Below are 16,425 nucleotides of genomic sequence, written 5' to 3' on the forward strand. Positions count from 1 at the left end.
AACTGCTTAAAGCAAGGCTATGCCACTACTTTATTGACGCTTAAAAATGATTTTTAATTCAATTAAATGTCCAATACTTACCAGTATCGGACTTAATGGGGCTTTTGAGAAATGACACATGTTCGATATATCTTGCACTCGACTTAAGATATTAAGCTGTGTCTATTTTGGGTATGCTTGGGTTTCTCTAATGCCAAACAGATACTGGAAATGACAAACGCATAAATGTCCGTGATATTAAATCGAGCTTCTCACCAAATTCGATAATTTCATCGTTAGTCCAACCATCTGGGTGCAACCAATTTTCGTCTTCTAGCTCGCACAGTATACCTAGCTCTTTATCTATCATGCTCAGTGGCGCTGCGGCTAAGCCCCAAAGCATCACGAGCTTGCCTTCGGTCTCGTGGTTTCGGGGTGTATTGGACTCCAATGAGCGAAAATACTTTTTGGTTTCCATCAGTGCCTTTGACACTTCAAGCAAAATTGCATCTCTGAGATAATGTTTATCCATTGAGATTGAATACAGTTTCAATGCCACTTCGTTGAGTTTATCTATTAACTCATTGTGCGCTTGGCTATGGTGTCTTTCAAACATTTCAACGTAAGCATCTTGTGCTGTGGTTGTTGGTTTAAGTGCCATCTTATCTACTTCCTCTGCTTACATGTTATTAGAGTTGAACTGATTGAAATCGCTCTATGCATTGTTAGGTTTAGCAACTCAAAGCGCAAAATGACAAATAAAATTATTGATATTTTTTGATTAATTTTTGTGTGAGCTTTAGTTGGTTGAATTTATTAAGATTGGTGCAAGTGCCCTACTGTTGATTTGTTCCTTAAATTTTTACAGGTTTGTTGAGTATCTTCACGTTTTTAAAATCAGAACCTTAAAAAGTGTTTTTCCTTTCAAATTACCTTTGGCCTGTGGTCGTTACACAAAGCTATCTACAATACCTGAAAAAGCCGCGCAGCGGCTTATATCATAATTTGTTTGACTGAGGGGGTCCTCCTTGGTCGCCACCACCAGTCACACCACCCACTACTTTTTTTAATTCTTTTGTAGGGATTAATTCGATCATAAGACTTTCCTTTTTAATTAGAGTTGGGTTTTATTTAGTTGAGAGCGGAAGGCTATCGATACCTCTGTTACCAATTCAACTTTTAGCTTTCTGTAATTCTTTAGCCGTTAGACAGTATGAAGCTGGAGTGCCACCACACGATCCCCAACGCTGTTATCTCCAGTGACAGCCCATTTTAGGTCTTGAACTGCTATATTTTTATTCATTTTATTAATGCCCTTTTGTAAAACTGAACCTAATCGCTGTTGATGTGAATTCGAAAGGTTATTGGTTAATCTGTGAATATTTAAAATTTCAACTAACATATTGTAAATATGGAAAATTATGTCAGCCAAGGTCTAAATGTTCAGAATTTAGTTTGGTCCAATCGTAACTAGTAACTAATATGCTCCCAAAACTTAAGTAAAAAAGCCGCACATAGCGGCTAATATATCTACTTACGGGTATGAGGAGGACCACCTTGGTGGCAATTACCAGCCACGCCGCCAGCTATTTTTTTTAATTCTTTAGTTGGGATTAATTCGATCATATTGTTTTCCTTTTTTAATGACAGATAATTTTATTGAGTACGGTGCGGTGGACAACCTAAATGTCAGCACCCTTTTCACTTGCAACTTTTTGTATTTCTATAGTCGTTTGAATGTAAGAAGCTGGAGGGCCACCACGATCCCCACCGTTGTTAATGCCAGCGACAACCCGTTTTAGGTCTTTAACTGCTATATTTGTATTCACTTTCTTAATCTCCTTTTGTGAAATTGAAACTACTCTGTCACGTGCATTTTGCTTAGGTAAGTAAAATTACTAGGAGTAATTAAAAGCATGTGTATGGCGGTTTAAAGCATGATTTAAAACTAAGTAAAATCCATGCTTTCTATTTAAGAGGTAATTTGATTTAAAAAAGTTCCCTAAATAATTACTTTATACCTTGAAGTAGCTTTTTCGATAGCGTGTCCAGCTCTTCGATTTCCCAAGTCGGTTTTTCGTTCAGACCAAAATGTTCGCAGGTTGTATTGAGTTCTTCAATCATTTGTTGCTCCCTATTATTTAGATTTTCTTTTTCCACATTTTCAATTGGGTAATGCTTAACTTCCCAGTTTTGTTTGTGTGCTAGGGCTAACACTAGGTGCACGTAACGATATTTTAGATTGCTAGGTGATTGCGGTTCACCGTTACGTTTTGTCTTTGGTCGCCTTGCTTTGCCATCTAAAATTCTGGCGACATTTCTGCGGTATTCATTTAATCTAGATTTTGTAGATGCTTTTCCAATGTAATTAAACTCTGTTTGACCTGTATTGATGCAAATATGGTAAAGAAATGGCAGTCGAAGGTTTACTTTTTTGGGGTTAGTCCATTTGTAGATTTTCATATTACACATTTAGTTGTAGTTTGTACTAAGCATAATATTTGTACAAGTTGGAAGTGTTAACCAACTAATATGTAGAATATTTTTACGGCTAATTTTCTATTCCAACCCTGCTATTCTAAACTCATTGATTCAAAGATGAGCACTCAAAATGGGAACTCTAAGTGTGACCATTACGGGATTTTCAGCGCTGGATTACACCGACTAAAACCTTAATGCGTATGCGCTAACAGTTGTTTGTACTTTCAAGTATTTTGAGTTTGCCCAATGTAGAGTAGATCGGAAGTATCTGAATTAATGCGGATTTCTTCAATGGTGTTGATCGTATTTAGAATATAGTTTAACCGGTTCAACTAAAAACCTTACCGGAAAGCGCATCACTTTCCGGCAGAGTGTCTGTGTATTAGTTCGAAATAACCACGTTGTTGTGCCTTGTTAGCACTGGGCAATCCCACAAATGTGTTCTTGTGAAATTGTGCGGTGTTGGTGCATCTACACAGCGAGATGGTTGTAGAACCGTTTTTAACTGGCCATTAACATACTCAAATTGCTGTGTTGGGCTGGTGTTACAGTCCCAAATCATCAGTTTTTCACCGTTGCTTGTTGCTGAGTTTCTGTAATCTAAGCACTTGTTATAGTCTACTTTGCTTCTTACTTTTCCATCATTGGTGAACAACCATTTTTGGTTCGCACCATTGTGACAGTCATGCAGCATGATGTCTTGACCATTGCTAGGGTGATACCCTGCAATATCTAAACACCTATCGAATAGTTTCATCTCAACATGTTTTTCAATGCCTAGATAATTGTCATTCCAAGTGTGTGGATCTGCGGCTTCTAACCATCTTACTGTATTTTTCATATTACCTTTACCAGCACTACTCCAAGAGAACAAATAGTCTGAGTCATTAGGTAAACAAAGGTAATTATCTTGCCATGTATGCGGATCTGCTAATTCGATGATTTGCGTACAGCGCATGCCGTCAATTGGGCCTGCAAAAGACCATTTCATACCAAGATCTTGGGATGAACAAAAATAGTTGTCGTGCCACGTATGCGGATCTGCGGGCTCTACTGTTTGTACACAGTACATACCATCCACTTTACCGAATGATTTAAATGTAAATGATACACCACCTAATGCAGTGTGCTGGTCCAAAGCATGGACACCGGTAAGCGCACTTATAGACAAATCTTGTTGATTACAATCAACGCCGTTCGCTTGTAATCGACCGTTTTGGCATTCTTTAAATACAACTTGTCTCGATGTGCTACCAGCTTGCAAGCTAATTGGGTTTGCACTGACGCCAACCGCAGTCATTTTATGTTGATTTCGCAAAGCCTGCACGTCAACCAGCGCAAGGAAGTCACTGCTATTCAACGAAGCAAATGCAAGGCTGACTTTCATTTTTTTAACTGTGCTTGATAGGCTTACGCTGTTTCCGGATACCTGTAAAGGCGGGTTTTTGTGGTAGCCAACAGAAAATTTTAATTGGTTATTTGGCGTCCCTGGGTTCACAGCCTGAACAAAAAAGCTCATGATTGGTTCGTGGCGGTTTGAATGATGGCCATACTTGATGCGTTCAAGTTCGTTCACGTCAACAGCAACCCCTACTCCTAGATTACCTTTATTAACCATAAACATCAGAGATTGTGCGCCATCATATGTTTTTACCTGATCGACGACCAGCTTTAACGTATGATAATCAATGTCTTTTATTAGGCTGTGTACGATGGTTCTTGCCACTTCAACGTTGTTCTCATTCACGCCATCAACTAATGCTTCTAATTGACCTAAGTGGTGTGCATTGGTGACTGCAACAGTGGCAAAATGTTCAAGTGCGGCGAGTTTTTGTTGTTGGTCTGCTACAAATGTACCAATGTTGTCCAAAGTAGCAAGTTGCTGAGCAAGTGATATGGCTTTGCCAGTAATCGCTGAAGAATCAACACCAACCAAATTAGTTGCACTATTTACAACATTTGCACCGTGTCTCAATGTGTCAATTGCAATAGTTGTCACAGGGCTTGTAACATGTCTAACTACTTGTGCTACTTGTGAAACGGCACCACCAACAGTCCCGATTGGATCTTTAAAGAAGTCACCTATGCTCCCCCAGCCAAATGCATTTGCTTGGTTAGTCATCACCATAGAACCCGCCACCACAGAGGCAACGACTGCTGAATTTACGATCCCTTTTCGTGAACCCATTATTTACTCCAAATTTATTATTGTTTAATTACACGACGCTCAAAGACATGCACAATGGCCTTGAATTCGTTTTGTAAATTACATCAATGAGGTGGGGTGTTCTATTACACTGTATTACAGATGTAAATAATGTGACTTTTTTATTGCGTTGGCGCGTTGAAGTAATAGACAGTCTTACAATCAAGCCTGTAAGCAAAGGAGTTAGGTATTTGGACTGTTTTGTCGTCTTTAAATAAGGCGTTTTATTATGACAATATATACAACCGCTCAAGCTAAGCGCTGATATGTGGCTTTAACATGATGGTAAGTCTTACAAGAGTCAGGTTTGATGATTCTCTCTTTGTAAACAATTGGTCAAATGAGTGTGGTGAAATCCGATTGTCAGCTACAATTTATAAGTGGCTTAATGATTGAGGCATAGATAGTGAGTTGCAGTGATAAGTTAGCTTGCATGTTATTGGTGGCTGCTTGTACCTTTAGTTTAAGTGTATACGCGCATGGTGTGCACATATATCTTGATGATCAGTTAGATTTTGAGCTACTCAGCTCTAAAGTCAGGCAACCTGAAAACATCGCGGGTGCAACTAATCTGCTTGTACTCTCAAAGATTGAAGACATGAAGGTGCACTATGTTAAGTCAAGCCGCAAGCGCGCGATTAAATCTTTGCAGCAGTCTAATGTTGCGGCCTGTAACCTCAATATGATTAAAAATGAGGAAAGGAAAAGCGAGTACCTGTTTAGTTTACCTGTCAATTTTTATTGGGCGCATAAGTTGTATTCACATCATGACTTATCACTGGCTCCACTACCCGTTTTAAACACGCAAAATGAGATATCTTCTCTTGTTGAGCTATTTAAATCATATAATCAAACCGCGATTGTGATAGCTGAAAACTTTTCTTATGGTGACTTCCTAGATGCTCAACTGGATAAAATTGACCGAAAAAACCTGATATTCAGGGGCGGTGCGGATCATTATGAGACTGTATACCGTATGTTCATTTCAAAACGTGTTGATTTTCTTCTCAATTATCCTGCTGAATTTCATCGATTTAGCAATCATGTTAATTTGCCGGTGCGCTCATATCACATTGCTGGATCACCCAAGATCATAGTGGGGCATTTTATGTGCAATAAAACGGAAGTAAGTCGTCAGTTTATTGCAAAAGTTAATCAAATTATGTTGAGCGTGTATGATAAGCCGCCATTTTTAAATGCACACTTTGACTATTTACCTGAAAAAGAACATCAGGAGCTCAAAGCATTTATAGAGCAATATTTTAAGCGCAGCTTGCAAGCTGATTGATTGTTAAAACGAGCTCGTAGTGAGAGTAGCGCGTCTACAAGTACATCAGTATTGGTTCTAATCATTACTTATTTAATTGTGTATTCAGTTTTGTATACTATATTAAAACCGAATAAATAATAGACCATAGCCTATTCGCTCATTTGATTTAAATAAACCATTGAGCTCGTTGTCGCCATGCCTTAGTATTGAGTCAATTGCAGTCAGAAAGTATTACAATATGGAACTTGTTAGACCCCTAGAACCTATACTTATTATTGATGATGTTGAAGAAGTACGCAGTTACTTGGTAGACATCTTAGAGAACTTAGGATTCGAAGAAATCTACGAATCAAAGGACTTCACCTCGGCTAAACCTTTATTAGAGTCCAAAGCGCCCAACGTGCTCTTTTTAGACATTGAGCTGCCCGATACAGACGGTACGCAAATTCTAGAATATGTGAATGACCAGTTTCCAAACACACATGTGATTATGTGTTCTGGCCACAATAGTCTGGAGAATGTGCAAAACACATGGGAGCTCGGAGCCAAAGGTTTCATCGCAAAACCCTTCAATGCTAAAAAAGTTGATACCGTAATGAAAAGGTTAGAAATGATTGCATGAGCCAACTGACAACAAAGATAATTGAAGATCTCTCTCAACTTATTTTGGGCAAAAATGAGCAACTTAAGTTAGCTTTATGTTGTTTGTTGAGCAAAGGACACTTGCTTATTGAAGATTTGCCTGGAATGGGCAAGACCACCCTATCCCATGGTTTGGCAAATGTACTTGGCTTGAGCTATCAGCGGGTTCAGTTTACGAGTGACCTGTTACCAGCAGACATTACGGGTTCGAGTATTTTTAATTCTCAAACTCATACTTTTGATTTTCATCCTGGGCCCATTTTTAGTCAGATTCTATTAGCAGATGAAATAAACCGAGCCAGTCCAAAAACACAAAGCGCATTGTTAGAAGCCATGGAAGAAGGCCAAGTTACGATAGACGGACAAACACATGGACTTGCCCAACCCTTTTTTGTTATTGCGACTCAAAATCCATTGCATCAGTCTGGTACGCACCCGTTACCAGAGTCTCAGCTAGATCGTTTTTTCATGAGAATAAGCCTTGGTTACCCAGATTCAGAAGTTGAGAAAAGTTTGATTTTGCAAGGTAATAAGCGAACCTTCGAGACACGACAGCTCGAATGTAACATGACAGACGAGCAACTTTTTGCGCTTCAAGATGAAGTGATGAAAGTGAAGCTTTCAGATCCAGTTGTTCAGTACATTCTTGATTTGGTGAGATACACTCGAGACTCTGGCGAGTTTAGCGACCCACTTTCACCTCGTGCGAGTATCGCGCTTGGTCTATCTGCACGCGCTTATGCGCTCATATCAGGTAGAGATTACACATTACCGGATGATGTACAGGCTATATTTGGCTGTGTCGCTGGACATAGGTTAAATATCCCATGTAGTGAGCAGTTGGATGTTGTAAATTCAATCTTCAAACAAGTACCGGTGCCTGTGTAATGACATTGCCTTTTTATAAGCAATGGATCGAAAAAGTCATAACTAAGAAGCATAGCGCAAACAGTATTACACTTGCGCACAACAATATTTACGTGGTGCCCTCTTTGCGAGGCTTGTATTTTCTCGTCTTTGCACTTTTAAACTTTGTTATCGGTATTAATTATCAGAATAATTTGATCCTTGGTGTATCATATTTGATGTTAATGCTACAAATATCCTCATTATTTTATGGCTACTTTAATTTGCATGGTGTCAAACTTGAGCTGTTAGACATACGCAACAATTTTTGCGGTAACCATAATGAAGCGAAATTCCGGGTCTTCTCAAAAAAAAATGTGATCTCTTTGTCAGTGATCAGTGCCGAATATGACAGCGATGGATTAACAGAGTGTAACTTATTTGAGCCAACCACTGGGCAGGTTTCGGCCCTAAGACTGCAACAAAGAGGGAAGTATCAAGGGGGTAAATTTAAAATCCACAGCTGTTACCCTTTCGGCTTGGTTAATGTCTGGAGTTATCTAGTGAGTGACAAAACCTTTTACGTTTACCCTTTACCACTAAAGTGCCCATTAGATTTACATGAAGTACAAGACTTGGGAGAAGATACCGAGTTACTAGCAAAAAGATCAGATAGTCTGGATGAATTCTCCGGTCTAAAGTCATATCAAAAAGGTATGAACAGAAATCGCATTTCATGGCGTCACTTTGCAAAAAATCATGAGCTTTTGGTGAAAGACTATACAGGGGATAATCACGGTATTAGCTTAACGTTAGACTACAGCTTAGTGGAAGGTAGCAAAGAAACCCGTTTATCAAAACTTTGTTATCAGGTACTCGAAGCCGATAGGTTAGGACATGAATTCGCTTTAAAATTACCTGGGTTTCACATTCAAGCCAGTAATGGAGAAAAGCATGTGTTGGCTTGTTTGGAGAGTTTAAGTGAATGTTAGAGACTTAATAGCGAAAAATACGCTCATTACGTCATTTGTTTACTGTGGCGTCTCATTACTTCTGTTCCAAAGCTTAGGGTATGTATTTTGCGTCTCGATTCTACTCATCTGTATTTTTAAACTGAGTGTGTCCACTGGTGCTGTTAAAAAGCCGTCAAACATCATCATTAATTTATTGGCTATCACGGTCATCGTTGTGGTGTTTCTGTCTCTTGGATTTCAAAAAACCATAGAAATGTTTGTGGCAATGCTATTGGGTGCCTGCTCACTAAAAATGCTTAAGGTAGCAACGAAACAGCAGGCTCAAAGCGTCTATCTACTGAATTTTTTTACCTACCCTTGTTTTTATTTGTTCTCGCAAAATATCTTGTCCTTTTTATTTGTCGCAGCACTTTTGTTACTTAACTTGTCTCAGTTATTTAGCGTGACACACCACTTGCCAATCAAGCAATCAATAAACAACTCGGTTAGAAAGTTTATATTTAGTTTACCTCTTGCCATTTTGATGGTTGTCCTAGTGCCTAAACTGCCCCCTTTTTGGCAGTTACCTAATGCTAAAAATGCGGCTACAGGATTATCTGAAGATGTAGACCCGTTTCAGATATCCGATTTATCTCGTTCTTCTGAACTCGCATTTAGAGCATTACTTCCTGAATCTAGTGGGTTTCAACCGCCTTTTTATTGGCGAGCGATTATTCACGACAGTTTTGATGGAAAAAGGTGGGGAATGTCTAATTTGCAGGCTAGACCTTTGGTGAAAACATACGAACCAGTTGGCTCATCAACTTACTCTGTTATATCTAACCCTTCTAATACGCGTTGGCTTTACACGCTTGGCGCAGGTTTACCGGCTAGCAATGGCACTAAGGTGAATTACTTTGGCATACTGTATCAAAAGAATTTGAGTAATAAGCCGATGCAGTACGAGGTCTCGCCAATAAAACTGGATGATGCGAGAGCATCTCAGTGGGAGCTTAACTTAAATACGCGTCTACCGAGCGATATAAATCCCAAAGCCATCGCTTTAGCGAAACAGCTCAATCAAACAGCCTCTTCGACCGAAGCGTTTATTATTAATATGAAAGCATTTTTCTTGGCGCAGAGTTTTCAGTATAGTTTGTCCCCTCCCAGTATTAATTCAAAGCATGCCATTGATGAATTTTTGTTTGAAACCCAAGAAGGTTTCTGTGGCCATTATGCTTCTTCAGCCGCTTTTTTGATGCGCTCAGTGGGGATCCCGACGCGTCTTGTTTCTGGCTACTTGGGGGGAGAATTTAATGATGAGAGTAATTATTATGCGGTTTATCAGTATGATGCTCATGCTTGGGTTGAGTATTACGTGCCACAATTAGGGTGGCAAAGGCTTGATCCAACCGCTTGGGTTTCACCACAAAGAATACTGGGCTCTTTATCCGATATGGTCGACTTAGAACAAGAATTTAACGAGAACCTAGGTTTTAGCCTACATGCCTTTTCTGACATTGCTGCTGTAAATTGGTTGCGTCTGAAGTTAGAACAAATCGATTTTCAGTGGACTCGCTGGGTGCTGAATTTTGATGATAAAAAGCAGTCTTCGCTACTGGAAATGCTTTTTGGTCAAAAAAATAAGCTGTTACCCGCTCTCAGTGTCGTTGTGTTGTTGATCATCGTATTTGGGCTCTGGTTTATATACCTCACTATGAGGTCAAAATTTCGAGAGCCAAAAGAAGTCAGAATTTATAATCACTTAATGATGTTGAGTGACGAAAAATCTGATAAATTAACGCCAAAGCAGATATTTGAGCGTCTAAAGGTACAATGGCCTAGTGCGGCTGATGAGCTCACTGAATTTTATAGATTGTTCGAAAGTGCACGATACAACGCACAGCCACTTTCTTCTCATCAGTATCGAAGGTTGTCTCAACTCAATAAACAAATAATAAAAAAGGCAAAAATAAAATAATATGAATGCAGTACTTATTGGGGTCATTTTAATGCTTGGCCTCTCACTATTTCGAGTTAATGTAATAGTGGCGATGACAATCAGTGCCTTAGTCGCAGGCTTAACTGCTGGCTTAGGGCTTGAAAACACACTCAATGCTTTTAATAATGGCTTGTCTGGCGGTGCTGAGATAGCGCTAAGCTATGCGATGCTCGGTGCCTTTGCGGTCGCAATATCTAAATCAGGCTTGACCTTAATTCTGGCAAATAAGCTATTAAGCTTGGTGAACAGTAAAAATAAAGACTCTGCCTCATACCTCAGTATGCTTATTCTGTTGGTGATTATGTGCTGTGCAATTGCGTCTCAAAACCTCGTGCCAGTCCATATTGCATTCATACCCATTTTGATCCCTCCTCTAATTGTTATTTTTAATAAGCTAAAAATGGACAGACGTGCCATTGCATGTGTTTTGACATTTGGTCTTGCCACGTCATACATGGTCTTGCCTTATGGCTTTGGTGGGATTTATTTATATTCGATTTTGCATAAAAACTTAATTGACAACGGTCTTGAGATCATAAACACAGATGTACCTTACGCAATGATAATACCGGCAGTAGGCATGTTGATAGGCTTATTCATTGCCGTGTTTTTCAGTTATCGAAAACCAAGAGACTACCAATCAAGCGAAATGACATCAGAGCGCAGCGATTTGGTAGTAGAAGATCAACGTAAAGTATTGATTGCTGGTGGTATCGCTGTTGTATGTTCACTACTTGCGCAGAATGTCAGTGGTTCAATGATTTTAGGTGGACTTGTCGGTGTGATGATGTTTGCTTTGTTCGGTTTGATAAAATGGGAACAAAACTCAGATATCTTCACCAAAGGTGTGGCGATGATGGCAATGATTGGCTTTATTATGATCTCTGCACAAGGGTTTGCTTCAGTGATGAAAGAAACCGGTGATGTCGCTTCTTTGGTACAAACTTGTGCAAATCTAATTGGAGATAGTAAGCCTATCGCTGCAGCGGTCATTTTGCTTGTTGGGTTACTCATAACTATGGGGATTGGCAGTTCATTTTCGACAGTGCCAATCATCGCGACATTATTTGTACCGCTCTCTTTAGAGGTCGGTTTCTCAGCAATGGCAACCGTTGCATTGGTTGGCACTGCGGGAGCATTGGGCGATGCAGGCTCCCCTGCGTCAGACTCAACATTAGGACCCACTTCAGGATTAAATACCGATGGTCAGCACGACCATATTTGGGATTCTGTTGTCCCAACCTTTATTCATTTTAACATACCGCTGCTTGTCTTCGGCTGGATTGCAGCCATGGTGTTGTAAAGTTAGAATGGGGCCATAAGGGCCCCTTTTTATTTTAGTCTCTTGTGCTTATTTTCATAAACATCAGTGTTTTTCAATGTGCGTTTCAAAATGAAAATATCAAACCATCCATAAATTTTTAAAGAAATAAAATCAACAGCTTAAATGTTGGCCTGTTAACTGCAATCGTTTTGACAAGAACAAATGTGAGGACGAAAATATGAATGTAGTGTTCATTGGGGCTGGACAAGAAATGCTTGATTTAATGAAGTCGCTCAAACCCCTATGCCAAAGATTAAGTGCAATATGTGCGACCGCAGAGCCGAGTTTCGATATTGATAATAAATGTGCCCTGCTTTCCTATTCTCAGCTCGAAATTTTGCAGAGTATGAGTCTTGCGTTGAACTCATCTAAAGCGCAGGAGCAAACAAGCCATATTGCAAATTTAGAGCTGTTGGCTTTACTTTGCCACACGCCAACCGAGGCGATGACCGTATTTAATCAATCCCTCAATACAGCTAACAACGTATTACCTATGTCAGACTTTGCAACTGACCTTATCGCCATTACTTATGGAGGAGAGACCGTTGTAGGCTCAAAGAACATTAATAATTTAACGGCGTTACCAAAAGAGGTTTTCCTTTCGAAAGACGTAAACACGTCCTTGGATGCAGTGTCTGTGATAGAAGATGCTGATTTAATCATATTTGGTCCTTGCAACCCAATTACCGATTTAATGCCGTTATTATTAATTCATGACATAAGAAGAGCGCTTTTAGAAACGACCGCCAGTCGATTATTCATTGATATGCCTAACTCCACAAGTAAGCTGGTGAACAGCTGTACATCATCAGAATATTTGCATTGGATGAAATGCCAAATTGGCTATCAGTTCTTTGATGTGACGATTTCGAATCAATTTACTGAGATTGTAAAGTATCACTATCAAGAAAGTATGTCAGTGAGTCCTGAAGATGTCGTGCATAATAAGACGCTAGGTATGATGAGTACACTTTTTGATGTACCTAGTGCGTTGTCTGTCGAAGCAATGATTAATGCACAATTAAACATTGCACCTGCCAGATATTAGTGACTAGTCATGTGCTTCAGTGATTATTTGTGCAAGACATTGCATTCTTTTGTTCACAGTAATGAAAATCTAGGTAGTATGAATCTTTATTGGTTTTTTTTCCTGTTTTAACATAATGATATAGAAGCTCAGCACTTTTCATGCCCATTTGATACGGTTTTTGACCGATGTTAATTGTGGATAATCCGAGTCCTAGGGCTTTCAGTTGAATGTTTTCTGTGTCTGCGGAGATGATAATCACTTTTTGTGCCGTGATATCGCCTTTGTATTTGTTTAGCGATGGTATGTAATCTTCACTGAATTGAGCAAAACCCGCCACCGCAATAAAAATTGGTGGGTTTTCGTAGTTTAGAATGGTGATCAATTGGTTTAGTGCTTCGTCACGTTTACCCAAAGTATAGAGAGGGCAGCGTTCGTATTCTATCCACCCTGATTGTCCTTCTAGTTTCTTAGTGCCATCTCCTGACAATGCAAATCTCACCCCTTCTATTCTTTTATTCAAATTGGGTGTTGTGTAGTGACCTGATTGAATACATATAGGTTGAGGATTTTGGCTTTTGTACTTTCTTGCAGCTTCACCAAGTGCTACCCCAAAATCGAAGTTGTTGGTGCCCAGATAGGCCATACGAAATTCACGTTGTTGCACAAGCAAGTCAGAGTCAAATGTGACGACAGGGATCCCTTTTTTTTGAGCATACTGCAATGCCCCAGCGACAAGGTGGTTTGAGTCAGTCGTCGATATTAACAGCCCATCTATGCCTTTATCTATGTACTCTTTCACAATGAGTACTTGTGTCCGAACATCTTGGTAGTCATCTGCCCCGTCATAGACACATTTTAGGTCATTTTGTTTGCGAGCGAACGCTTTACAGCCAGTAAACGCTTGCTGATAAAAGCTGTCGTTTTGTGTTTTGCCAATTAAGGCAAAAGTAAATTGTGCAAGTGCACATGGACTTAATAAAGCTAGTCCAACAGCTAAGTAGTATGTAATACGCTTCACATCAGTCACTAATTCTAAGTCCTTGACTAATTTATGATATGTCACCTTAACGTTTAGAGTGTAACGTGTTTTTATGTGATAGCAATGAATTAGATCATGCAACTTGAATGTACTTATGTACTCTTTAATTACTATTTATGATTCCACTTTTGCTTTTTGATTACTCAGTGCTAGCTCTAGTATGGTGATATGGCGAGACACTTTAGAGGCAAGAAGCCGACTGAATGCACCGAAAAAATAAATAATCGGGATGATATATGCGATGGACAATACCCAATCGAGCTCAATTTCACTGAGTTTATCAAGCGAAATAAGCAAAGCAAGTATGCCGGGAGCAAAGCCGATCCGTTCTATTGACCCAACCAACAATGCCGTTTTTTGTTCAAATATATGCTTTTGAGCTTTGACTTCGAGTAATACCAGTTCAAGTTGTTCTGGGCGTTTTGTCGCAAGGTAATTGATGTATCTTTTGTCTATGCTTTCGGTCTCTTGGGCGTTTGCGTAAATGATGTTAAATGGGTTTTTGAAATGCTTGCTAATTTCCTTGCTTCTGACAATGAACAACAGTGCTGGATGCGCAATAATCCCAAAGTAGCCTGATAACAGCAGTACTAAAGAAGTAATTTTAAAAGTCTCTAATCGCGTCAATTGCCATATAAAGGCGATAATGATGGCGAACAAAATGAGTGATAGATAAAAAGCGTATAGCTTAAATTCAAGGTGCTTAGGCAGTCTGCTGCCTTGTTTACATAAAATAGTTTCTCGTCGGCTTAAGCCTTGTAATGCCCTATATATCGAGTCAGACACCACGCTACTCCCTGTTTTGTTTGTGTCATTAAATACAAGGTGCCTTCTAAAAGAGACACCTCTATATATTAGGTATAGAACAAAACGATTATTTGTCGCGTAGTGCTTTGCTAAAATCTATAAAGCCTGAATCCATCTTGATAACGCCCTTGTTTGGTGTTTTACATTAAAGTTGTCTTCTGCGTATTTTCTCGCGTTTTTACCAAGTAAATGTTGATGATACGTGCTCAACTGCATAAATGCTGTCAGCATATTGCACATCGCATCGATGCTATTAGGCGGGCACTTCATACCTGTATTTGAGCTTGTTATTTCTTTACAGGCCGCGATGTTTGACGTTAATACAGGCACTCCACAAGCCATTGCTTCTTTTACATATGTAATATTGTTGACTTGTGCAAGGCTAGCATCGGAACAGTAAGGAGCAACTATGGCACTGTATTGAGGTAACTTTTTTAATATCCAAGATCTAGGTTTTGCGTCTAAGAAGTGTACTCGCCGATTTAGTCGTTTTCTAATTAATTCATTCACTAAGGCCTTTTTCATTGGTCCATCACCTACAATGTCGAGGTTAACTTCAACGCGCGCAGGTAAATTAGCAAGTGCGTTCAAAATCGTTGTGAGTCCAGACTCTTTGACGATATTCCCTATAAATATCAGTTTCAGGCTTGGTTTATTTCTTTCATAGGGTTTGTATTTAGAGATGTCTAACCCTCTGTTTAATACCAATGGCTGTACATGCTCAGGCAGCCTTTGGCACTCAAGTTCCATGAGAGGTAAATCACATTGCTCAAAGAGCCTAAATTGTTTCTTAACTAATTTGCTTTGGCCCGTGACATCCCAAAAAGAGGACAGCGATATGTTGTTACACTTTGTACTGGCCAAGCTGACGTAATAGTCGCTTTGATTAAAGCTACAGTGCAGATGGTCGATTTCCTTTTGTTTGAGCACATTTGAAAGCTTTGTACTTTTACCAATTAAGTCGAAGAAGTTTAGGCCTTTGAACTGTTTCCAAATAGCGTAACAGTGGCGAAGAAAGCCAATGGTCGAGCCCAGGCCGCTTGCTTCAATAATATTTGGCGCACCCAAATAAAAAATAGAGACTGATTTATGTAAGTTACGTATGTTTTTATACTTTACTTTGGTAATAATCGTAACTTTATGTCCAATCTCAGCCAGCGCATTTGCTTCACTGAGCATCATAGTGACTTCGTCGAGGTTCCTCGATGTTGTATATATTCCAATGTGCTTCATAGACTAGCCTACTCAATTTGATTAATTAATATTGAATTTCAAGAAGTAGGCCAGTTTTAAGTGTTTGTTTTAAAATGGAAAATATTTATCAAGGTAATGAAAAAGTGCAAATTGCATTGCAAATTAAAAATGCTTGGCAGCTTATATGTATGAATTTAACCAATTTTATTGACTGCTATCGACATAGGTATGAAGCGTATTCCGTTAAATCTACCTTCAGGCTCTGTTGCACAAAACCCGAGTGCTTCGTAAAAACTGCGCGCGTTAACTGACGCTCTTAAAGTGACTTGCTTGCCATTAGCGAAGCCCAGTAACTTGCTAACTAAAGCCTTCCCGACTCCTTTCCCTTGCGCATTTTTTGAGACAAAGACATGCGTTATGTAGTTTTTTTCTCGAATTGCTGCAAAACCAACTATGTGATCATTCTCAGTGGCGACAATGGTATCAAATAGGGCTGAATTCATTGTCGCTTCTAGGTCGGGAATGACACGAGTTATAAACTCACTTTTTCCTTGCTTACAAAAATGCGGCAAAATATCTATGTTTGAGACTTCAGACACAATGTTAGAAACCTGAACAAGGTCTGCACGTTCTATCGTTCTATATTGCATAG

Annotated in this window: 15 protein-coding genes; 7 read left to right on the top strand and 8 right to left on the bottom strand. The window is 39.4% G+C overall.

Annotated elements, in window-relative coordinates; genetic code table 11:
• Nucleotides 1-187 precede the first annotated feature (187 nt).
• From JF50_RS16085 to JF50_RS16100, 4 genes are all read right to left on the bottom strand, one after another.
• Entirely contained in the window at nt 188-640 is a 453-nt protein-coding gene (locus JF50_RS16085) for a hypothetical protein (RefSeq protein WP_039610437.1), read from the bottom strand.
• A 1,021-nt stretch (nt 641-1,661) separates the two neighbouring features.
• Nucleotides 1,662-1,808 carry a hypothetical protein gene (locus JF50_RS27220; RefSeq protein ID WP_160290491.1) on the bottom strand — a complete coding sequence of 49 codons (147 nt, stop codon included), beginning with the start codon at nt 1,806-1,808 and terminating at the stop codon, nt 1,662-1,664.
• Nucleotides 1,809-1,989: 181 nt separating this feature from the next.
• A complete protein-coding gene (locus tag JF50_RS16095; protein WP_039610439.1) occupies nt 1,990-2,442 on the bottom strand; it encodes a hypothetical protein in 453 nt (150 codons plus the stop codon).
• Between the two features lie 400 nt (nt 2,443-2,842).
• Nucleotides 2,843-4,648, bottom strand: coding sequence for an RICIN domain-containing protein (locus JF50_RS16100; RefSeq protein WP_039610440.1), 1,806 nt, complete (start codon nt 4,646-4,648; stop codon nt 2,843-2,845).
• Between the two features lie 424 nt (nt 4,649-5,072).
• On the opposite strand from JF50_RS16100, the gene JF50_RS16105 reads away from it, so the two are divergent.
• The 7 genes from JF50_RS16105 to JF50_RS16135 all read left to right on the top strand — a co-directional run bounded on the left by JF50_RS16105 (nt 5,073) and on the right by JF50_RS16135 (nt 12,751).
• Entirely contained in the window at nt 5,073-5,954 is an 882-nt protein-coding gene (locus JF50_RS16105; protein ID WP_152614565.1) for a hypothetical protein, read from the top strand.
• 220 nt (nt 5,955-6,174) lie between these two features.
• Entirely contained in the window at nt 6,175-6,558 is a 384-nt protein-coding gene (locus tag JF50_RS16110; RefSeq protein WP_039610442.1) for a response regulator, read from the top strand.
• The gene (locus tag JF50_RS16115) at nt 6,555-7,466 is read left to right on the top strand and encodes an AAA family ATPase (RefSeq protein ID WP_039610443.1); all 912 of its coding nucleotides are present in this window, start codon (nt 6,555-6,557) and stop codon (nt 7,464-7,466) included. The genes JF50_RS16110 and JF50_RS16115 overlap by 4 nt, the downstream gene beginning before the upstream one ends.
• On the top strand, nt 7,466-8,416 hold the full coding sequence (locus JF50_RS16120; protein WP_039610444.1) for a DUF58 domain-containing protein: 951 nt from the start codon (nt 7,466-7,468) through the stop codon (nt 8,414-8,416). The genes JF50_RS16115 and JF50_RS16120 overlap by 1 nt, the downstream gene beginning before the upstream one ends.
• Nucleotides 8,406-10,358, top strand: a complete 1,953-nt coding sequence (locus tag JF50_RS16125) for a transglutaminase TgpA family protein (RefSeq protein WP_052262365.1) — start codon at nt 8,406-8,408, stop codon at nt 10,356-10,358. The genes JF50_RS16120 and JF50_RS16125 overlap by 11 nt, the downstream gene beginning before the upstream one ends.
• Nucleotide 10,359: 1 nt before the next feature.
• Nucleotides 10,360-11,682, top strand: a complete 1,323-nt coding sequence (locus JF50_RS16130; RefSeq protein ID WP_039610445.1) for a Na+/H+ antiporter family protein — start codon at nt 10,360-10,362, stop codon at nt 11,680-11,682.
• Nucleotides 11,683-11,881: 199 nt separating this feature from the next.
• Nucleotides 11,882-12,751, top strand: coding sequence for a 2-phospho-L-lactate transferase CofD family protein (locus tag JF50_RS16135; protein ID WP_039610446.1), 870 nt, complete (start codon nt 11,882-11,884; stop codon nt 12,749-12,751).
• Between the two features lie 16 nt (nt 12,752-12,767).
• On the opposite strand, the gene JF50_RS16140 is transcribed toward JF50_RS16135, so the two are convergent.
• From JF50_RS16140 to JF50_RS16155, 4 genes are all read right to left on the bottom strand, one after another.
• Nucleotides 12,768-13,760, bottom strand: a complete 993-nt coding sequence (locus tag JF50_RS16140; protein ID WP_052262366.1) for a substrate-binding domain-containing protein — start codon at nt 13,758-13,760, stop codon at nt 12,768-12,770.
• Between the two features lie 126 nt (nt 13,761-13,886).
• A complete protein-coding gene (locus JF50_RS16145) occupies nt 13,887-14,558 on the bottom strand; it encodes a hypothetical protein (RefSeq protein WP_152614566.1) in 672 nt (223 codons plus the stop codon).
• A 117-nt stretch (nt 14,559-14,675) separates the two neighbouring features.
• Entirely contained in the window at nt 14,676-15,812 is a 1,137-nt protein-coding gene (locus JF50_RS16150; protein ID WP_080760263.1) for a glycosyltransferase family 4 protein, read from the bottom strand.
• Nucleotides 15,813-15,967: 155 nt separating this feature from the next.
• Nucleotides 15,968-16,423: a GNAT family N-acetyltransferase gene (locus JF50_RS16155; protein ID WP_039610449.1), complete on the bottom strand. Its 456-nt coding sequence runs from the start codon at nt 16,421-16,423 to the stop codon at nt 15,968-15,970.
• Nucleotides 16,424-16,425: the final 2 nt, after the last annotated feature.

Source organism: Pseudoalteromonas luteoviolacea, assembly GCF_000814765.1.
GTDB classification, from domain to species: Bacteria; Pseudomonadota; Gammaproteobacteria; order Enterobacterales; family Alteromonadaceae; genus Pseudoalteromonas; species Pseudoalteromonas luteoviolacea_H.